Raw genomic sequence first — 18,563 nt, 5'->3', positions numbered from 1 at the left:
GCGGGGGCACCGCCTCCTTGCGGGGGACGCTTGCGCGAAGAGCCGACAGCGATGACGGATCCGCACCTCGAAGATCCCGACTACGACAAGCACGGCGGATTCCCGAACTATCAACGGGCCGAGCCCGGGCCGGGATTCGGCCGCTTCCTGACGGCGATGCGCCGCGCACAAGACCTCGCGGTGTCGGCCGACCCGGACAGCGACACCTGGGAACGAGCCGCCGACCAGGCCGAGGCCTTGGTGGCACTGCTCGACCCCTTCCGCGCCGCCGAAGGTGTCGGCCCGGCCAACCGCGTGCCGTCGCTGCCCGGCGCGGGCAGCCTGCTGATGCCGCCGTACCGGGAGGTGGAGCTCGACCCGACCGGGGTCACCCTCAAGGTCCAGTTCAGCCGGTATCACGTCGGAGGCAACTCCGCGGTGCACGGCGGGGTGCTGCCGTTGCTGTTCGACTCGGTGTTCGGCATGGTGATCCACGCAGTCGGCCGGCCGATCAGCCGCACCGGCTTCCTGCACGTCGACTACCGCAAGGTGACCCCGATCAACACCGAGCTGTCGGCCCGCGGCTGGCTGCGGGAAGCCCAGGGACGCAAGGCGTTCGTCAACGCCGAGCTGCGCGACCCCGACGACAACCTGCTCGCCGAGGCGAACGGGTTGATGATCCAGCTGCTCGCCGGCCAGCCGTGAGGCCGATGGCGTGACAACCGACCGAACCGGTCCGCGGCCTCGAAGCCTGACCGCCCCTCGCTCGGCCGCCCTGGCCGGTGTCGCGTTCGCGTTGCTGTTCGCGGCGGCGCTGGTTCTGATCCGCATTGCCCTACCAGAGGGCGGGGAGCCGGGTTCGCAGTGGGTGGCCGAGCACAGCGTCAACATGCGGATCGCGGCGATCCTGATGCCGTTCGCGGGGATCGCGTTCCTCTGGTTCATGGGCGTCCTGCGGGACGGCATGGGCCGCTACGAGGACAAGTTCTTCGCGACCGTATTCCTCGGAAGCGGCCTGCTGTTCTTGGCGATGATGTTCGTCGCCGTGGCCTTGGGTGTGGGTCTTGAACGCGGCGGCGCGGCAGCGTATCCCGGTGTCGCCGCGTTCGGACAGATGACGCTGATGACGATCTCGAAGACCTACGCGCTGCGCATGGCGGCGGTGTTCATGATCTCGTTGGCCACGATCTGGCTGAGGACGCGGCTGATGCCGCGTTGGTTGAGCATCGCCACCTACGTCGTGGCGGTGGCGGTGCTCCTGGCCGCCGACCTCAGCATGTGGTCGGTGCTGATCTTCCCGGCGTGGGTGCTGGTGGTCAGCGTGCAACTCCTCGCGCACCGACCCGACCCCGGCTAATCGACGAGCCGTAAAGCCTGTGCCGGACAGAGCTTCACGGCCTCGCGGGCGTGGTCAAGCTCCTCGTCGGGCACCTCATCGACCAGCACCACGACGATGCCGTCGTCGTCCTGGTCGAAAACGGCGTCGGCCGACATCACGCAGTTGCCCGCCTGGATGCAGACGTCGCGGTCGGCGTGCACCTTCACATCCCTCACCTCCAATCCACTGACAGCGACTGGAGACCGTAGATGAAGTGGAACGACCGGAACTGCACATCGGCGAAGTCCTCGGCCAATCGCAGTGCCGGGAAACGTTGCAGCAGAGCGGGAAACGCAATCCGCATCTCCATCCGGGCCAGCGGCGCCCCGAGGCAGTGGTGCACGCCGTGACCGAACGCGAGATGTCCGGCGGCGCCGCGGCCGATGTCGAGCACGTTCGGGGCGTCGATGAAGTCGGGGTCCCGGTTGCCCGACGGTAGCGACGCGAACACCAGCTGTCCGGCCGGGATCGCGACACCCGCGATCTCGACGTCGGTGGTGGTGATGCGCGGTATCGCGGTGTGCACGATGGACAACCAGCGCAGGAGCTCCTCAACCGCGGGGCCGACGGCGTCGGGGTCGTCGCGGACGACGGCGAGTTGTTCGGGATGGCGCAGCAGGGCCAGCGTCCCAAGGCCGAGCATGTTGGAGGTGGTCTCGTGGCCGGCGAGCAGCAGCAGCCCGGCGATGCCGACCAGTTCGTCGTCGGTGAGCTCAGCGCCGTGTTCGCGGACCAACATGCCGAGGATGTCGTCGCCGGGCTGTCGCGTGCGCGTTCGACCAGCGATCGCATGTAGGCCCGCCCGGCCCGCTGCAACTCGAGGCGCTCGGTGAACGGCAGCGACAAGTCGAGCTGGCGCGCGCTGCGGTGCTGGAAGTCGTCCCGGTCCTCGTAGGGCACCCCGAGCAGTTCGCAGATGACCAGCGACGGGATCGGCAGCGCGAAGTGCTCGACGAGATCGGCCGGGGCCCCGGCGGTTTCCATCATGTCCAGGTGTGCCCGGACGATCTCGACGATGCGGGGTTCGAGCCGTTTGATCCGGCGGATCGTGAACTCCGGGGTGAGCATGCGGCGCAGTCGCTGATGTTCCGGCGGGTCCAGACCGAGCAGGTTGCCCGCCCGAGCGCTGGCGAGCTCCTCCTCCGACAGCGTCGGAGCGCCGGGGACGACGAATCCCGGAGGGCGGCCGTTGGAGAACCTCTCGTAGTCGGACAGCACCATCTTGACGTCGTCGTGCCGGGTGACCAGGTACACCGTCATACCGAAGGCGTTGACCACCGTGCGGACACCGGTGGTGTCGCGGATCTCGGCCAGCGCAGGGGTCGGATCGAACGCGTCGCGACGCATATGCAGAGGCGGCAGCTCCGGTGCTTGCGTCATGACCCGACGCTACCCGCGAAACAGGGCGTCGCCGAGATCGACGGTATGGTCGCTTTCACTCGCGCGAATCGAGCGAAGCGTCCCTTTCGGTGAACTGCCCCTTGAGCGCGGGCCACCAGATGCGCGGTCCGATCAGCGTGAACAGCGCGGGGATGATCACGGTGCGCACGATGAATGTGTCGAGCAAGATGCCAAGGCCGACGATGATGCCGATCTGCGTGAGCACGATCAACGGCAGCACGCCGAGCACGCAGAACACCGCGGCCAACACGATGCCCGCGCTGGTGATCACCGCTCCCGTCGCGGAGACGGCGCGCACGATCCCGCCGCGTGTGCCGTGCTCCGGAGTCTCCTCACGCGCGCGGGTGACAAGGAAGATCGTGTAGTCCACCCCCAGCGCGACGAGGAACAGGAACGCGAACAGTGGTGTGGTGTTGTCGAGCGCGGGGAAGCCGAACACGTGCACGCTGGCCCAGCCGCCGAGCCCCAGTGCGGCCAACGCGCTCAACACCGTGACCGCCACCAGGATCAGCGGTGCCAGTGCGGCACGCAGCAGTACGTACAGCACCGCGAGCACCACGACGAGGATGGCCGGTACCACGACCGCCCGGTCGCGAGACGCGGCGGCGCTGGCGTCGCGGGCGGTGGCGTCCGAACCACCGACCAACGCATCCGGATCGGCGGTCCGCGCCGAATCACGCAGCGCATCAACGGTTTCGAAGGCCTCGTCCGAGGCGGGTTCGGCGTCGATGACGACCGACCACTGCGTCAGACCGTCGGGCGTCTGGCCCGCGGGGTTGGCCGACACCACGCCGGGCGTTTCGGTGATCGCGCGCTGCACGTCGGCGGCGCGCTCGGTGGACGCGATGACACGGGTGGGATCGGTCAGACCGCTCGGGAAGTGGTCGGCCAACCGCGAGTACCCGCTGACCGACTCGGCCTGCACTCGGAACTGTTCGGTCTGCGACAACCCGATCGGGGTGCCGATTAACCCGATGCACAGCACCGCCAGACCGCCGATCGAGATTGTCGCGACGGCACCGGGCCTGCGCGCCACCGCCTCCGCAATGCGGTGCCAGATACCGCTGTCGGTGAGCACCCGATCGCCGGTCTTGGGGATGAACGGCCAGAACAATCGCTTGCCGAAAAGGCCGAGCAGCGGTGGCAGGACCAGCAGCACGAACACCGCGGCCACGATGAGGCCCGCTGCTGCTTGAACACCCAGGCTGCGCACGCTCGGAGACGACGCGAACACCAGCGTGAGCAGCGCCAGCACCACCGTCGCGTTGCTGGCGATGATCGCCGGACCGGCCCGTCGCACCGCAGTGTCCAGCGCGTCGTGATGGTTCTCGGTGCGGCCCAACTCTTCCCGGTACCGGGAGATCAGCAGCAGCGCATAGTTGGTACCCGCGCCGAACACGAGCACGCTCGTGATGCCCGAGGTCGAGCCGTCCGGGCTCATACCAACCGACTGGGCCACCGCGGTGCCGAGCACGGCGGCCACTCGGTCGGCGAATCCGATCACCGCCAGCGGCACCAGCCACAGCACGGGAGAGCGGTAGGTAATGATCAGCAGCAGTGCGACAACCGTGGCGGTCACCGCGAGCAGCGTGAAATTGGCGCCGGAGAATGAGTTCGCGATGTCGGCGCCGAACGCCGGACCGCCGGTGACCTCGCTGCGCAGGTCGGCGGGCAACCCCTCAGAGGCCTCCGCGCGCACCTTTTCGACCGCGTCGGTGAGGTCGAACCCAGACAGGTCGGCGTCCATCGGCACTACGGCCAGGCCGGCCGCGCCATCCTCGGAAATCTGGGCCGCGGGCCACTTCTGTTTGACCGCATCGACGTCGGCCGGGCTCAGCGGGGCGCCGTCGGTGCGGGTGATCACGACGATCGCGGGTACGCGGTCACCGCCGGGGAACTGGGCGCGCAGCGCGTCGACGCGCGCGGACTCGGCGGAGTCGGGCACGGGCACCGGTGACTGCGAGCTCGAGTCGTCGCTGCCGAGGAGGCCCATCAGGGCGCCCGAAACGAGCACCACGAGCACCGCGAGTATCCAGGAGATGCGGCGGGACATCGTACGAATATTTCAAAAACTTAACTAACAATCAAACCACTCCGGCCGGCTCGGGCCTATGCTTTCGCCGTGTCGGAGGAACGTGACGCCCTGGAGGCGACGATCGCCGCCGACGTGCGCGCGATGAACGCCGAATCCGACGAGATCGGCAGGCTGTTCGCAAGCCGACATAATGTCGCGGCCAACGATTTTCGGGCATTACTGCATGTGATGGTCGCCGAGACCGAGGGGGTGCCGCTGACGGCGGGGGAGCTGCGCAAGCGGATGGGCATGTCGGCCGCCGCGATCACCTACCTGGTCGAGCGGATGATCGCCTCCGGGCACTTCCGCCGAGAGTCCGATCCGGGGGACCGCAGGAAGGTGATCCTGCGTGTGGCGGATCACGGAGTGGACGTCGCCCGAGGGTTTTTCACCCCGCTCGGTGAACAAACCCGCACCGCGCTGGCGGGTTTGTCAGATGACGAGCTGGCCGTCGCCCATCGCACGTTCACCGCACTCATCGACGCCATGCGGCAGTTCCGCGGTCAGCTGGAGCAGTCCGTCATCCCGAATTGAGGGCCCCTGCTTGACGGCGGTGGCCGGTGCGCGACGGTGTCTGGCAGGCTTGAGCCCCGATGACTGATACCCCGCAGACAGCGGTCGAGTCCGCCGATCCGGTGACCGACCCCGAACCGGTCGCCGGCACGCCTGGCGCCTCGTCGGTGATGCTGCTCGGCTCGGGAGAACTGAGCCGGGAGCTGGCGCTGGCGTTCCAACGGTTGGGCGCCGAGGTGATCGCGGTCGACCGCTATGCCGACGCCCCGGCGCACGGCGTCGCCGATCGCCCGGTCGTCGCGAAGATGAACGACGCGGAGGAGCTGACCGCGCTCATCGAGAAGGAGAATCCGCGCTATGTGGTGGCCGAGGGTGGTGTCATCGCCGCCGACGCGCTGATCGCCGTCGCCGAGCGCGGCGTCGCCGAGGTGCTCCCGACCCCGCGCAGCACCCGGCTGTCCCTGGATCGGGAGGGCCTGCGCCGGTTGGCCGCCGACGAGCTGGGCCTGCCCACCGCACCGTTCTGGTTCGCCGGATCGCCCGAGGAACTCAGTGCGGTCGTTCAGCACGCCGGTTTCCCGTTGGTGGTCAAGCCGATCGCTTCGGCCGCGGGTGAGGGCGAGTCGGTACTGGTGCGCGCCGAGGACGTCGAACCCGCGTGGCAGCGCGCGGTCGCTGCCGGCCGGATCCCGCACAACCGCGTGATGGTCGAGTCGGTGGTCGAGATCGATTTCGAGGTCACGCTGCTGACGATCCGCACGGTCGGGCCGACGGGACCCGCGGTGCACTTCTGTGAGCCCATCGGGCACCGCCAGGCCGACGGCGACGCGCTCGAGTCGTGGCAGCCGCAGCGGTTGGCGCCGGCCGCGCTGGATGCCGCGAAATCGATCGCTGCGCGCATCGTGAACTCGCTGGGCGGGCGCGGCGTGTTCGGTGTCGAACTGTTGGTGCGCGGCGACGAGGTGTATTTCGACAACGTGCGCCCCCGCCCGCACGACAGTGGCCTGGTCACGCTGCGCTCCCAGCGGCTTTCGCAGTTCGACCTGCACGCGCGCGCGATCCTGGGTCTGCCGGTCGACACGATCATGATCTCGCCCGCCGCAGCGGGGATCGTCTACGCCGGCGCGGAGGCGCGACCCGCGAGCGGACGGGACCCGCATGCGGTGCTCGCCGAGGCGCTTGCCGTGGCCGAGAGCGACGTCGCCTTGTTCAACCGCCCCGACGAGACCGAGGACAGGCGCCGGCTCGCGGTGGCGATGGCGACCGCGCCCGATCCGATCGTCGCCCGAGACCGCGCCCGACGCGTCACCGCCGCGCTGCGCAGGCTCTGGTAGCGGTGGCCGAATCCGAATCCACACCCGGCGACCGGCGCACCGCGGCGCCGTTTCTGATCGGGCTCACAATCTTTGTGCTCGTCGTGATCGTAATTGGGCTCCTGAACCTGTTCGGCGGTGAGCAGGAGCCCGCCGACCAGCAGGTGGCCCGTGCCGCGGTCGGGCAGAACGACGCACTGCAACGGCAGAACTACTCGGACTACCGCGGCTACACCTGCCCGGAGCAGACCGGCACCGAGGCGCAAGTGCTTGCCGCGCAACGGGATTCCGTCGCTCAGCGCGGTGAGCGGTTCGTCGATGACGTCACCGAGGTCGCCGTCGCCGGTGACCGCGCCACCGCCAAGGTGACCTACCATTTCAACAACGTGCCCGACGACAAGAAGGTCATCGAGATGGTGTTCATCCGCGACGGCGACGCCTGGAAGGTCTGTTCCCCCGGTCCCAGGTAGCTGTGGGACACTCAACGACCGTGAGTTATGCCGGAGACATCACGCCCGAAGAGGCTTGGAAGCTGCTGACCGGCACCCCCAACGCGGTGCTGGTGGATTGCCGCACCGACGCCGAGTGGCGCTTCGTCGGCGTACCCGACCTGTCGTCTCTGCAGCGCGAGGTCGTGTTCATCGAGTGGAACCGCGCCGACGGCACGCACAACGACGCGTTCGTCTCCGATCTGCGGCGCGAGATCACCGACGTCGGTTCCGACGTGGGGCCGGTGGTCTTTCTGTGTCGCTCCGGCAACCGGTCGATCGGCGCTGCCGAGGCCGCCACCGAGGCCGGGATCGGTCCGTCGTACAACGTCCTCGATGGCTTCGAGGGCCACCTCGACGAGAACGGGCACCGCGGCGGTACCGGGTGGAAGGCAGTCGGACTTCCCTGGAAACAGTCATGAGTGCCAATTCCGAGAAGACCGTCCCGTCCGTCCGCATGCCCGCGGAGCTGCCGGAGGGAGTCAGCCAGGCGACCATCGGTGTGCGCGGCGGGTTGCTGCGCTCGGAATTCGAAGAGACCGCCGAGGGGCTGTTCCTCACCTCGGGCTATGTGTATGCCTCGGCCGCTGACGCCGAGAAGGCGTTCACCGGTGAGATCGACCGATATGTGTACTCGCGCTATGGCAATCCGACCATCTCGATGTTCGAGGAGCGGCTGCGCCTGATCGAGGGTGCTCCCGCGTGCTTCGCGACCGCGACGGGCATGGCGGCGGTGTTCACGTCGCTCGGGGCGTTGCTGGGCGCCGGTGATCGGCTGGTCGCCGCGCGCAGCCTGTTCGGCTCCTGCTTCGTGGTGTGCAACGAGATCCTGCCGCGGTGGGGTGTGGAGACGGTGTTCGTCGACGGGGACGACCTGTCGCAGTGGGAGCAGGCCCTCTCGGTTCCCACGCAGGCGGTATTCTTCGAGACCCCGTCCAATCCGATGCAGTCGCTGGTGGACATCGCCGCGGTTTCTGAGCTCGCTCACGCCGCGGGTGCAAAGGTGGTGCTGGACAACGTGTTCGCGACGCCGATCCTGCAGCAGGGTTTCCCGCTGGGGGCCGACGTCGTCGTCTACTCGGGGACCAAGCACCTCGATGGGCAGGGGCGTGTGCTCGGCGGTGCGATCCTCGGCGACAAGCAGTACATCGACGAGCCGGTGCAGAAGTTGATGCGCCACACCGGGCCCGCGCTGAGCCCGTTCAACGCGTGGACACTCCTCAAAGGACTGGAGACGCTCGCGGTGCGGGTGGACTACCAGAACACGTCAGCGCAGCGGGTCGCGCAGTTCCTGGAGGAGCACCCCGCGGTGAGCTGGGTGCGCTATCCGTTTCTGGAGTCACACCCGCAGTACGACCTGGCCAAGCGCCAGATGACCGGGGGCGGAACGGTTGTCACGTTCGAGGTCGCCGGCGGCAGTAAGGAGCGCGCGTTCGAGGTGCTCGACAAGCTGCGCATCGTCGACATCTCGAACAACCTCGGCGATGCCAAGTCGTTGGTCACCCACCCGGCGACCACCACCCATCGCGCGATGGGACCGGAGGGCCGCGCCGCGATCGGACTGGGTGACGGTGTCGTGCGGATCTCGGTGGGCCTGGAGGGAACCGACGACCTGCTCAACGATCTCGATCAGGCGTTGAGCTGAGTGTCCAAGCGCAGCGACGCGAAGAAGGCCCGCCGGCGCAAGCGTCAGGCGGCCCGCAACGAGCGCTGGATACCCGACACGGTGATGGACGCGCTGACTGAAGAGACCGCGACGGCGGCGGTGCTCGAGGCCTTCGATGAGCGAATCACCGAGCGCGGCTGGGTGTTCGACGACGAGCTCTCCGACGAGGAATCCGCGCTGTGGTTCTACCCACCGTCGCAGGCCGAGGTGGCTGACGAAGATCTGGTGTCGGTGACGACGGTGGTGCTCACTGCTGACGACGCCGCCGACGTCGCGCACGTGGTGTTCGTGGGCACGGCCGACGACTACCAGTTCAACTTCGACGAGCTGTTCGAGTCGCTTGATGTCGTCGAGGCCTACCGGTTGGGCGATCCAACACCGACGTTCCCGGTCTAGCGCCGGTCAGTCCTCGACGACGCCCTGCGCGGTGCGCGCCCGATCCTCGTACTTCTTGCGGGCGGTCGTGTCGAAATCGAGGAACACCCGGTCCAGTCCCAGCTTGTTATTGAGCCAACGACGCCCGCGCGGGCCGAGTATCTGTGCGGCCTGGGCGGTGAAGCGCAGCGGAGTCGGCACGGAGACATGGGTTTTCGGCTTGTCGAGGGTCTTGACGATCGCCGCGGCGATATCCTCGGGCTCCACCGGTTTGATCGCCCCGCCGCTCTTGGTGCCCGAGATCAGCTCGGTGTTGGTGAACGGCGGCATGATCACCGACACGTCGACGTTGTGCGCTGCGACCTCGTCGGCCAGCGCGGCCGTCAACCCGACCACACCGAACTTTGCACCCACATACACGACCTGGCCCGGTACCGGGATCAGCCCTGACAGCGAGGCGATGTTGATGATGTGTCCGCTGCGCCGCGCGATCATGTCCGGCAGCACCAGCTGACAGCCGGTGATCACGCCGTAGAGGTTGACCTCGATGGTCGACCGGATCGACTGCTCGGTCTCGTCGACAAACGGCCCGATGGGCATGACACCGGCGTTGTTGATCAACACGTCGATGCGTCCGCCGCCCTCGGTGCGGGCCTTGTCGAGGAACGACGCGAACGACTCCCGGTCGGTGACGTCGAGCGGATAGCCTGACGCCTGCCCCAGGTTGCCCAGCTGGGCGACGGCCGATTCCTGCAACGCCACATCGCGGTCGCCGATCACCACGCGGGCGCCGCGCGCCAGCAGCGCCTTGGCGGTCGCAAACCCGATCCCGCGGGCGGCACCGGTGATCGCGATGGTCTTGCCCCTGATGTTGTCCATGCGGCCAAACTTTACACGTGTCAAGTTTGGTTGGGGAAGTGGCGATTCTCGGATCGGGCCGACCCGTCGCGAGGTAGAGGAATGGACGTGCCCGGTTCGCGTTGGACAGTTAGGTGAAATCCGTGTCGACCCAGCTCACGTTCGTCGCCGTCCACCAGGACGACCCCCTGGCTGAACCGTTGCTGGCCGAGTTGGCGGTCGAGTACTCGCAGCGCTACGGCTCGCCCGAGGACGCTGTGAGCAGGTGGCTGCGGGGACATCCGGCCGACGCGTTCGCCCCACCCGAGGGTGACCTGGTGGTCGGGCTGCTCGGCGACCGGCCCGTCACCGGCGGTGCCTTCTGCCGATTCGACGACACCACCGCCGAACTGAAGCGGATCTGGACCGACAGCCAACACCGTCAACAGGGCCTGGCGAAGGCGCTGCTCGTCGAACTCGAGGCCCGGATCGTCAGGCGCGGCTATCGGCGGGTCTACCTGACCACCGGTGACCGCCAGCCCGAAGCGGAGGCGCTGTATGCCTCCGCCGGGTACCAGAGGCTGGACCCGCTGCCCGCCGAGGGCGATGTGTTCCCGGTGGCGTTCGCCAAGGCGCTGCGATGAGCAGCCCCGGCCACCCGCTCTGAGACCGGTCAGGTCTGCAAACCGGCCTATAGGCTGGGCTGCGGTGCCGGCCCGGAACGGACTTCCGCGGCGCCGGGGGTGATGGTGGCGTTGTCGCAAACGATGATCGGCTGGCTGTTGGTGCTAGGCGGACTGCTGACGTTCCTGTTCGGAGTGGCCTCGCGCGTGTTCATCGGGCGCCGTCGCGAAACGAAGGCCGTCCGCGTCATGGTGCACACCTTCCGCCGGACCGGGGTGGCGCGCGTGCTGTTCGGGCGGTTCGAGAGCGACGTGCTCGACGACGACGAACTCGACGCCATGATCCTGATGCCGACCGTCGTCATCGCGTCCGGGCTGTGCTTGACCGCAGTCTTTCTGCTCGGCTACCAGAGCCTGGTCTAGGACGCGCTTTGACGCGCGGCTCGTTCGGCCGCCTCGCGCATCGACCCGCGCCATACCGGGCCGTGCCCGGGCAGCAGCACCTCGGCGTCCAGCAGGCCGAGTGCGGACAGGCTGCGCACGCAACCGTCTTGGTCGTGGTTGAAGAGCCCGGGCAACAGTTGCGGGCCTCCCCGCGTCGACAGCGGGTGCCCGGTGACCAGCGCGTCGCCACTCACCAGTACGTCGTCGACCAGGAACGAACAGTGCCCGCCGGTGTGACCCGGCGTCGGGATCGCCACCGGCTTGCCGGGTAGACCCGCCGCCACCTGCTCGGTCAACCCCTGTGCGGTGGGTATGCCGTCGCGCACCATGGCACCCTTGCGGGTGATCGCGACCGACCACGTGAGATAGCGCGGGCGCCAGACGTGCTTGGCGATATCGGTCGGAGAGGCTTGTTCGAGGTACTCCCGCTTGGCGTGGCCGACTTCGGCGGCGTGGCAGTAGACCGGGGTGCCGTACGTCTTCGCGAACCAGATCGCCGAGCCGAAATGGTCGATGTGGGCGTGCGTCAACAGGATTGCGCGCAGATCGTCGACTCCGAAACCGAGCTCACGCAGCGATGCGAGCACGTCGTCGCGGCTGCCGGGGAAACCCGTGTCGATCAACATGACGCCCGCTTCGTCGGTCACCAGTGTCCAGTTGACGAGGTCGGTGAACGCGAAATGGACGGTGTCGGTGATGGCGCTCAGGGCTGCTGCCATGCCGCGAGTGTAAGCAAGGGAGTAGAAACGAATCGTGGCTGAAACCAAACCTGGACTGAAACTGGGCTACAAGGCGTCGGCGGAGCAGTTCGCGCCGCGGGAACTGGTCGAGCTGGCCGTGGCGGCCGAAGAGCACGGCATGGACAGCGCGACGGTCAGCGATCACTTCCAGCCGTGGCGCCATGAGGGTGGCCACGCGCCGTTCTCGCTGGCGTGGATCACCGCGGTCGGCGAGCGCACCAAGAACATTCGGCTCGGGACGTCGGTGCTCACCCCGACGTTCCGCTACAACCCCGCGGTGATCGCGCAGGCGTTCGCCACCATGGGCTGTCTGTACCCGGACCGGATCTTCCTCGGCGTGGGCACAGGCGAGGCGCTCAACGAGATCGCCACCGGCTACGAGGGCGACTGGCCCGAGTTCAAGGAGCGCTTCGCCCGGCTGCGGGAGTCGGTCAAGCTGATGCGGGAGTTGTGGCTGGGCGACCGGGTCGACTTCGACGGCGAGTACTACCACACGAAGGGTGCCTCGATCTACGACGTGCCAGACGGCGGCGTCCCGGTGTACATCGCAGCGGGCGGGCCGGTGGTGGCCAAGTACGCCGGCCGTGCGGGTGACGGGTTCATCTGCACCAGCGGCAAGGGTGAGGAGCTCTACAAGGACAAGCTCATCCCCGCGGTCAAGGAGGGAGCCGACGCGGCGGGCCGCGACCCCGACAGCATCGACCGGATGATCGAGATAAAGATCTCCTACGACACCGATCCCGAGCTCGCCCTCGAGAACACCCGGTTCTGGGCGCCGCTGTCGCTGACCGCCGAACAGAAGCACTCCATCGACGATCCGATCGAGATGGAGAAGGCCGCCGACGAGCTGCCCATCGAGCAGGTCGCCAAGCGCTGGATCGTCGCGTCGGATCCCGACGAGGCCGTCGAGAAGGTGAAGGACTACGTCGACTGGGGACTCAACCACCTGGTGTTCCACGCCCCGGGCCACGATCAGCGCCGGTTCCTCGAACTGTTCCAGCGCGACCTCGAGCCGCGGCTGCGCCGCCTCGGTTGACAAGCGAGAACCACCCGCACACAACATGATTCGAGTACCGGCAACGGTCCTCGCCGTGCTTGCATTCGCGTTGGCGTTCGTCGGTCTGGTGTCGCGCTATCTGCCGGTCGACAACGAGATCGTGCTGCTGCTCGCCTCGGCGTCGCCGTACCTGACCGCCGCGGCGCTGGCGTCGATGGCGCTGTTTGCGGTGGCGCGGCGATGGGCGGCGACGATTCTGGCCGCGACGCTGTGCGTGGTGATGCTCGCCGTACTCGCACCCCGCTATCTGGGACCGGAGAAGACCAGCGTTGCCTCGGTCGCCCTGCGGGTGCTCACCGCCAACCTCGGGATGGGCGGCGCCGACCCGCGCGCGGTGGTGACGTTGGCCTCCTCGGCGGCCGACGTCTTCGTCGTACAGGAGATGACACCGCAAGCGGCCGAGGCCATGTCGGCCGCCGGACTCGACAGGGTCTTCGCCCACCGGGCGATCGACCCTCGCCCGTCGGCCGACGGGATCGGGGTGTGGAGCCGCCATCCGATCGTGGCGTCGGGCGCCATCGAGGGCTACCAGATGCCGATGCTCAGCACCCGGATTCGCGTGCCCGCGGTGCGATTCGACGTCACCGTGCTCGCCGTGCATCTGGCCGCACCCTGGGTGCAGCCGCTGCGCTGGTTCTCCGACGATATCGCGCGGCTCCCCGAGACGCTGCGGGCGTTGGCCGACACCGCCGGCTCCGGTGCGGTCGTCGTGGCGGGCGACCTCAACGCGACCTACGACATGAGTCCCTTCCGCCGGCTGTTGGACGAGGGCTACCGCGACGCGGCCGAACAAGCCGGTGCGGGTCTGGTCCGCAGCTACCCGAGCAGACCGTGGCTGCCGTCGGTGGTCGGCATCGACCATGTCCTGCTGCGTAATTGCGCGGCCTCGTCGGCCTACACCGTGGAGGTACCTGGATCCGACCACCGCGGGCTCGCAGCCATCGTCGACATTCCCGCTGACCCGACGGCCAGCTGACGGTCGCGCCTTACGAACCGAGGCGACGACGGAGTGCCAGCCATCCGGCGGCGACGGCCATCGCGACCAGAACGACCACTCCTGCGACGGCCCATCCCCAGTGGCGGAGCGAGCTGTCATCTGCGGCGACGGGCTTCTGCGCCCCCGCGTCGCTGCGGATCGCCACGTCGGCGGGCGTGCCCTGTGCCCCGGCCGCCAGCACATCGCCCTTCAGACCGGACCAGCCGCCCGACAAGCCCTCGATGTGGCCGATCAGCGGATCGACCAGCGACCATGCGGCAGTGGTGGTGACGAGCACAACCGACCGGTCGCGTGGTGTATCGGCGAACGCCTGGACCGAACCCACTCCACGTTCGACGTCGACACGCAGATCGTCGCCGTCCACCCTGATCGCGGAGCCTTCACCACTGACCGGAGGATTCAGGTCCGTCTGTTTGAGCCCTGCCGAACTCGCCACGATCAACGCGGGTTGGTCCGACGCCGCGGCCGACTTAAGCTCGACGACCCGAGGGATGAGCTCGACGCTGGACACGCGCGCCATCGCCACGAGAACCCGGGCGGCGTAGTCGAGTTGGTTGGGGGAGCTGCCGTCGAGCGCCACGAGGAACGCGGGCATGAAGCCCGACGGCAGCGCGGCGAAGCCGCCGCGCGCTGCGCCACCGCGAGTGACGGTCAGCGTCGACTCTTCGTCGATCTGGAACGTCAACGGAGCGATCATCGAGGAACACAGAAAGCGCGGCGTGTATGTCACGGTGAGGGTCAATGTCAGACGTTCGCCAAACTGGTCGCTGGGTACGTCGAAGCCGGTGTCGACGCGGCCGCTGGTGTCGAGCTCGGCGCTGTGCACCACGTCGTCGTTCGCCCGCACGACCAGCGTGGCCACGTCACCGCTGTCGACCGGCGTGTAATCGGCGAGCAGGTGCACCCTGACCTTCTCGAGACGGCCGGCGCCCAGGGCCGCCCGGTCGACGCCGACGGTCAGATCCGAAGTACGCAATACCTCGTCTCTGCCGTCCATGCTCAATTCGCCGAACGTGACCGTGTCCGCCGAGCGGTCGGTGGGCGACACCGCTTGGTCCACCCGCACCGAGGCCGTCTGCGCCAACGACTGAAGATCGTCGCGGAGCAGTGCGACCTGCGCGCTCAGTTGATCGCCGCGCCCGGAAAGCCGCAGATACGTCTCGGGAGTGCCGGGGGCCGTCAGAGTCAGCCCCGCCGTTCCGCGTTCGACGGCGACCGCTCGCGTCAGCTGCCCCCCAGGCGGCGGCGCGACCTCGCGCGGCTTGCTGGCCACAGTGATCACTACTGGCTGCGGCTGATAAGCCCGCTCGACCGCGGACGCGAGCGCCAGTACGGCCTCTTGTTCGGATCGGTCGGCGTCGGCGGGTGCGTAGATCGTGAGCCGCTGCAACACCGGCCCGAAGAATGTGTCGACGGTGGTGGGTGGCGGTTCTGCGCCGGCGAAGACGGTGGTCAGCTGGCTGATGCGCAGTTCCTGGCCCGGACCGCAGATCTGTCCCTCGCCGGTGTTCTGTCGGACGGTGAAGGAAAGCGTCAGCGGTGAATCCGACGGCGGCGCCTGCGAGAGATCGACATCGAACGGGACGACGGATTGCTCAGGCGCGACCGCGGGCAGGTTGACCGTACCCAGGAACGTGCCTCGTGCGTCTTCGATCTCGAGAAAGCCCGGTCCGAAGTTCACCGGGGCATGGATCTGTCCCTGGAGTCGGCGGGGCGAGAAGCCGGCAGGCAGCGGCAACCTGAAGTCTTGGTTGGTGTTGGCGCTGACGAATCTGACGTCACCCGGCAGGCCCAGCGACGACCATGACAGCCGGATATCTCCGCCGCCCGGTCCCGGGGGCGCATCGGGTTGCGCTGATGCGGCTGGGGCGACAAGGGCCCCGCCGCCGGCCACCGAAGTCGCCAGCAGCAGAACCGCGGACATCGCGGCGAGAAGGGAACCGCGCCTCACGACTGCGCCTCGTAACGGAAACTGGCCCGGACACCCGACGCTTGTGGTGACGGACGCGGGGTAACCAGGTACACGGAATCTCACTTTCGAGTCGTCCGCGGTTCGCTCGTCGGATGCTACCGGGGAAGGGGTGCGGTGATCGGCATCCGAGATCAGAAGGTGACCTTCGCTCGAGACGTTCGTCGGCCGAACCGAACTTATGGTGCGTTATTCTCGGCCAAGTGGGGAGCCTGGGGGCCGCGAGAGCGTCGCCGGATCGCTCCGCGGCGCGGAGCTCGCCGTTGACGATCGGAGCGCATTGATGGTGGCGGGTGACTCGATCGCACCCTCGGGGGCGACGGTGGCTCGGGCGCGTCGCGAATGGCTCGTCAAACTTCTGATCGGCGCTCTCATCGGCGCTCTCGTCGGGGCAATCGCCGGATGGCTTCTATTCCGCACTGCGGCAACGGAATCGACGGCTACCGCTTATATCCGGTTGCTGCAGCCCGTCGACCTGACAGCGGTGGCGGCGAGCGCATCGCAGACCACCCCGGACACCATGGACAACGTCCGCAGGTATGTGACAGGCGAGGTCGCGTTCCTGTCGGGCGACGGATTCGCCCAGACGGTGACCCGTAAGGTGGGGCAGTCTCAACCGGTCGAGCTCGAGATCGAACATGATGACGAATCCGCGGTCGTCGGTATCTCGAGCAGTTCTGACGACGCGGACGCCGCGCGCCGAACCGTGCAGGCGGCCGTCGACGTCTATGCAGAGAACCTCGAACAGCGCGTCGACCGCGACCTCCGCACGATCGTCCCCGCCTTCGATCAATGGGAGCGGGCAGCGCGTGAATCCGGCAATGTGACTCGCGCACAGGAGATCCAGAAGCTCCGAGAAAACGTTCTGTTGCAGGCTGACTCGAGTTCGATGGTGGTACTGCAGGCACCGACCGTGAACTCGGCCGCCGGCAGTGACTGGCTGATGGGGGCGCTGCTCGGTGCTGTTCTGGGTGGTGCCCTGGTGCCGCTGGCGATGAATGCCCGTCGGCGCCGGTCTGGCCGGGTGACATCCTTCGACGACCTAGCCGACGTCGTGGACGGGACTTTCTTCCCCGCGGTGGAGATCGAGCAAAGTCGAGATCCGTTCCGGGGCAAAGCGGGGGCGGCACTGGCAAGGACGCTCTACGCCCAGCGCCCCTCTCACGGACAGACGCCGATCGTGGTGCTGATCGCCGCATCGCCGACGTCTCCTACGCCGGTCGTGTTGAGTTTGTTCGAGTTCGCCGCCAAGGAGTTGGGATCGACGAGGACCGTCACGCTGGCACGAGACGACAGCGCGCCGCTTGCGCCCGCCGGGGAGGTCACCGCCGTACTCATCGACGCCGGGACAATCGGTGCCTCCCGGCGGGTATCGGAGGCGATCGCGCTGGCGACAGAGGTCGTCGTCGTGGCAGAGATCGGTGTCGACACGGTGGCTCAGGTACTCACTGTGCGCGCCTCCGTGCCTGCGCAGACGCCCGTCTGGTCCGTGCTCACTTACCGGCCACGGGGACGTCACGAGTCACGCAGAGTCCGCACCGACGATGGGGACACGGACGGCCGACCATGAGGGCTGCAATCGTCCACGAACGGCTGACCGAGGTCGCCGGTTCCGAACACGTCGTCACCCAGCTCGCGGCGCAGTGGCCCGATGCGCCCATCCACATCCCGATCGTGGACGGGCGAATCGAGTGCGACTTCTCGGATCGGGTGCAAACGGGCACACTCTCACAGGCATACCGGATGATGCGCTACCGCACGTATGCGCCGTTGCTACCTCTGACGCCAGTGTTCTTCAGCCGCTGCGACTTCGGATCCGCCGAACTCGTGTTCATCAGTCACCACGCCTTCGGGGTGGCGGCCGCGTACGCCGCGGGGCCACGCCCGACGATTGCGTACGTCCATTCCCCGGCCCGGTGGGCCTGGGACAAGGACATGCGCGAAGGCGAAGCCTCGTCGCTTCCCGGCCGTGCCGCCCTGTCTGTTCTTGCCCGGTTGGCGATCACGACCGAAGTTCGTGCCTCACAACGTTTGACCACCGTGGTGGCGAACAGCACCGCCGTCGCCGAGCGCATTCGTCGACGCTGGAACAGGGAGTGCTCGGTCGTCCATCCGCCGGTGGACACCGAGTACTTCACGCCCGACCCGGACCGAGCATCCGGCGACTACTATCTGGTTGCCGGACGGCTCGTACCCTACAAACGGCCCGACATCGCGATCAAAGCCGCGATCAAGGCGCGGGTTCCCTTGGTGGTGGCCGGGGTTGGCCGTGGGGCCGAATCGAACAAGGAGCTGGCCGAGGGTCATCCGGTGAGCTTCACAGGCCGGGTGTCGAACGAAGAACTGCGACGGCTGATGCGCGGAGCGAAGGCGCTGATCATGCCGGGCGAAGAGGATTTCGGCATCGTTCCCGTGGAGGCGATGGCGTGCGGCACACCGGTTATCGCGCTCGGCATCGGAGGGGCGCGCGACAGCATTGTCGACGGCGTCACGGGTCGTCTCATTCCGTTCGGAGACGACGAGTCGATCATCGACGCCATGGCCGACGAACTGATCCGCTTCGACCGCGAACAGTTCGACCCGCACGAGGTCCGACGCCACGCCGAGCGGTTCTCCCGGTCGGCGTTCAGGCGCGGGATGGCCGACGTTGCCGCACGCACCATGGCAGAACACAGTGGCCGCTGATTTTCCGCTGTTGAAAGCCGGTCC

General features: G+C 67.8%; 19 protein-coding genes and 1 pseudogene. 14 read left to right on the top strand and 6 right to left on the bottom strand.

All coding sequences use genetic code 11. The features are described from left to right. Nucleotides 1-51 precede the first annotated feature (51 nt). Nucleotides 52-684 carry a PaaI family thioesterase gene (locus tag AAHH99_RS14080; RefSeq protein ID WP_418769150.1) on the top strand — a complete coding sequence of 211 codons (633 nt, stop codon included), beginning with the start codon at nucleotides 52-54 and terminating at the stop codon, nucleotides 682-684. Between the two features lie 46 nt (nucleotides 685-730). Next, nucleotides 731-1,336: a hypothetical protein gene (locus AAHH99_RS14075; protein ID WP_068200623.1), complete on the top strand. Its 606-nt coding sequence runs from the start codon at nucleotides 731-733 to the stop codon at nucleotides 1,334-1,336. On the opposite strand, the gene AAHH99_RS14070 is transcribed toward AAHH99_RS14075, so the two are convergent. The 3 genes and pseudogenes from AAHH99_RS14070 to AAHH99_RS14060 form a co-directional block, all read right to left on the bottom strand. Further along, nucleotides 1,333-1,524: a ferredoxin gene (locus AAHH99_RS14070; RefSeq protein ID WP_418769631.1), complete on the bottom strand. Its 192-nt coding sequence runs from the start codon at nucleotides 1,522-1,524 to the stop codon at nucleotides 1,333-1,335. The two genes, AAHH99_RS14075 and AAHH99_RS14070, sit on opposite strands and share 4 nt — an antisense overlap. 5 nt (nucleotides 1,525-1,529) lie before the next feature. Beyond that, a pseudogene (locus AAHH99_RS14065) lies at nucleotides 1,530-2,737 on the bottom strand (cytochrome P450). A 55-nt stretch (nucleotides 2,738-2,792) separates the two neighbouring features. Further along, entirely contained in the window at nucleotides 2,793-4,811 is a 2,019-nt protein-coding gene (locus tag AAHH99_RS14060) for an MMPL family transporter (protein ID WP_418769149.1), read from the bottom strand. Nucleotides 4,812-4,934: 123 nt separating this feature from the next. On the opposite strand from AAHH99_RS14060, the gene AAHH99_RS14055 reads away from it, so the two are divergent. From AAHH99_RS14055 to AAHH99_RS14030, 6 genes are read left to right on the top strand one after another with little or no spacing between them, the layout of a single operon-like run. After that, complete coding sequence (locus AAHH99_RS14055; protein WP_418769630.1) at nucleotides 4,935-5,366, top strand: MarR family winged helix-turn-helix transcriptional regulator; 432 nt, start codon at nucleotides 4,935-4,937, stop codon at nucleotides 5,364-5,366. Nucleotides 5,367-5,425: 59 nt separating this feature from the next. Next, the gene (gene purT / locus AAHH99_RS14050) at nucleotides 5,426-6,679 is read left to right on the top strand and encodes a formate-dependent phosphoribosylglycinamide formyltransferase (protein WP_418769148.1); all 1,254 of its coding nucleotides are present in this window, start codon (nucleotides 5,426-5,428) and stop codon (nucleotides 6,677-6,679) included. A gap of 2 nt (nucleotides 6,680-6,681) precedes the next feature. Further along, nucleotides 6,682-7,128: a lumazine-binding protein gene (locus AAHH99_RS14045; RefSeq protein WP_418769147.1), complete on the top strand. Its 447-nt coding sequence runs from the start codon at nucleotides 6,682-6,684 to the stop codon at nucleotides 7,126-7,128. Nucleotides 7,129-7,148: 20 nt separating this feature from the next. Then, complete coding sequence (locus tag AAHH99_RS14040; protein ID WP_418769146.1) at nucleotides 7,149-7,568, top strand: rhodanese-like domain-containing protein; 420 nt, start codon at nucleotides 7,149-7,151, stop codon at nucleotides 7,566-7,568. Further along, nucleotides 7,565-8,791 carry an O-succinylhomoserine sulfhydrylase gene (locus AAHH99_RS14035; protein WP_418769145.1) on the top strand — a complete coding sequence of 409 codons (1,227 nt, stop codon included), beginning with the start codon at nucleotides 7,565-7,567 and terminating at the stop codon, nucleotides 8,789-8,791. The genes AAHH99_RS14040 and AAHH99_RS14035 overlap by 4 nt, the downstream gene beginning before the upstream one ends. Continuing rightward, nucleotides 8,792-9,208, top strand: a complete 417-nt coding sequence (locus AAHH99_RS14030) for a hypothetical protein (protein ID WP_418769144.1) — start codon at nucleotides 8,792-8,794, stop codon at nucleotides 9,206-9,208. A gap of 6 nt (nucleotides 9,209-9,214) precedes the next feature. Here AAHH99_RS14030 and AAHH99_RS14025 read toward each other — a convergent pair whose 3' ends face one another. Beyond that, nucleotides 9,215-10,066 carry an SDR family oxidoreductase gene (locus AAHH99_RS14025; protein ID WP_418769143.1) on the bottom strand — a complete coding sequence of 284 codons (852 nt, stop codon included), beginning with the start codon at nucleotides 10,064-10,066 and terminating at the stop codon, nucleotides 9,215-9,217. Nucleotides 10,067-10,188: 122 nt separating this feature from the next. Between AAHH99_RS14025 and AAHH99_RS14020 the strand changes: the two genes are divergently transcribed. Next, nucleotides 10,189-10,668, top strand: coding sequence for a GNAT family N-acetyltransferase (locus tag AAHH99_RS14020; RefSeq protein WP_418769142.1), 480 nt, complete (start codon nucleotides 10,189-10,191; stop codon nucleotides 10,666-10,668). 105 nt (nucleotides 10,669-10,773) lie between these two features. Continuing rightward, nucleotides 10,774-11,070 carry a hypothetical protein gene (locus AAHH99_RS14015; protein ID WP_418769141.1) on the top strand — a complete coding sequence of 99 codons (297 nt, stop codon included), beginning with the start codon at nucleotides 10,774-10,776 and terminating at the stop codon, nucleotides 11,068-11,070. Here the strand turns inward: AAHH99_RS14015 and AAHH99_RS14010 are convergent. Continuing rightward, a complete protein-coding gene (locus AAHH99_RS14010) occupies nucleotides 11,067-11,810 on the bottom strand; it encodes an MBL fold metallo-hydrolase (RefSeq protein ID WP_094289004.1) in 744 nt (247 codons plus the stop codon). The genes AAHH99_RS14015 and AAHH99_RS14010 overlap by 4 nt on opposite strands. Before the next feature lie 55 nt (nucleotides 11,811-11,865). Here AAHH99_RS14010 and fgd point away from each other — a divergent pair, with 55 nt between their 5' ends. Together fgd and AAHH99_RS14000 are read left to right on the top strand one after the other, a co-directional pair. Beyond that, nucleotides 11,866-12,867 carry a glucose-6-phosphate dehydrogenase (coenzyme-F420) gene (gene fgd / locus AAHH99_RS14005; protein ID WP_418769629.1) on the top strand — a complete coding sequence of 334 codons (1,002 nt, stop codon included), beginning with the start codon at nucleotides 11,866-11,868 and terminating at the stop codon, nucleotides 12,865-12,867. A gap of 25 nt (nucleotides 12,868-12,892) precedes the next feature. Continuing rightward, entirely contained in the window at nucleotides 12,893-13,864 is a 972-nt protein-coding gene (locus tag AAHH99_RS14000; protein ID WP_418769140.1) for an endonuclease/exonuclease/phosphatase family protein, read from the top strand. A gap of 10 nt (nucleotides 13,865-13,874) precedes the next feature. Here AAHH99_RS14000 and AAHH99_RS13995 read toward each other — a convergent pair whose 3' ends face one another. Then, entirely contained in the window at nucleotides 13,875-15,836 is a 1,962-nt protein-coding gene (locus tag AAHH99_RS13995) for a hypothetical protein (RefSeq protein WP_418769139.1), read from the bottom strand. 301 nt (nucleotides 15,837-16,137) lie between these two features. Between AAHH99_RS13995 and AAHH99_RS13990 the strand changes: the two genes are divergently transcribed. Both AAHH99_RS13990 and AAHH99_RS13985 read left to right on the top strand, forming a co-directional pair. Then, nucleotides 16,138-17,424: a hypothetical protein gene (locus AAHH99_RS13990; protein WP_418769138.1), complete on the top strand. Its 1,287-nt coding sequence runs from the start codon at nucleotides 16,138-16,140 to the stop codon at nucleotides 17,422-17,424. After that, a complete protein-coding gene (locus tag AAHH99_RS13985; protein ID WP_418769137.1) occupies nucleotides 17,421-18,539 on the top strand; it encodes a glycosyltransferase in 1,119 nt (372 codons plus the stop codon). Before AAHH99_RS13990 ends, AAHH99_RS13985 begins: the two co-directional genes overlap by 4 nt. Nucleotides 18,540-18,563 lie beyond the last annotated feature (24 nt).

The sequence above is a fragment of the Mycobacterium neumannii genome, assembly GCF_048452905.1.
Classification (GTDB): domain Bacteria; phylum Actinomycetota; class Actinomycetes; order Mycobacteriales; family Mycobacteriaceae; genus Mycobacterium; species Mycobacterium neumannii_B.
The sequence above is the reverse complement of the archived record's forward strand: the minus strand, read 5'-3'. Positions and strand labels throughout refer to the sequence as shown.

What these genes read in the sequence shown, in the direction of transcription:
- AAHH99_RS14080 (WP_418769150.1), top strand. Translation starts at nt 52, where the DNA reads ATGACGGATCCGCACCTCGAAGATCCCGACTACGACAAGCACGGCGGA.
- AAHH99_RS14060 (WP_418769149.1), bottom strand. Translation starts at nt 4,811, where the DNA reads ATGTCCCGCCGCATCTCCTGGATACTCGCGGTGCTCGTGGTGCTCGTT.
- AAHH99_RS14055 (WP_418769630.1), top strand. Translation starts at nt 4,935, where the DNA reads ATGAACGCCGAATCCGACGAGATCGGCAGGCTGTTCGCAAGCCGACAT.
- purT (WP_418769148.1), top strand. Translation starts at nt 5,426, where the DNA reads ATGACTGATACCCCGCAGACAGCGGTCGAGTCCGCCGATCCGGTGACC.
- AAHH99_RS14035 (WP_418769145.1), top strand. Translation starts at nt 7,565, where the DNA reads ATGAGTGCCAATTCCGAGAAGACCGTCCCGTCCGTCCGCATGCCCGCG.
- AAHH99_RS14025 (WP_418769143.1), bottom strand. Translation starts at nt 10,066, where the DNA reads ATGGACAACATCAGGGGCAAGACCATCGCGATCACCGGTGCCGCCCGC.
- AAHH99_RS14010 (WP_094289004.1), bottom strand. Translation starts at nt 11,810, where the DNA reads ATGGCAGCAGCCCTGAGCGCCATCACCGACACCGTCCATTTCGCGTTC.
- AAHH99_RS14000 (WP_418769140.1), top strand. Translation starts at nt 12,893, where the DNA reads ATGATTCGAGTACCGGCAACGGTCCTCGCCGTGCTTGCATTCGCGTTG.
- AAHH99_RS13990 (WP_418769138.1), top strand. Translation starts at nt 16,138, where the DNA reads ATGGTGGCGGGTGACTCGATCGCACCCTCGGGGGCGACGGTGGCTCGG.
- AAHH99_RS13985 (WP_418769137.1), top strand. Translation starts at nt 17,421, where the DNA reads ATGAGGGCTGCAATCGTCCACGAACGGCTGACCGAGGTCGCCGGTTCC.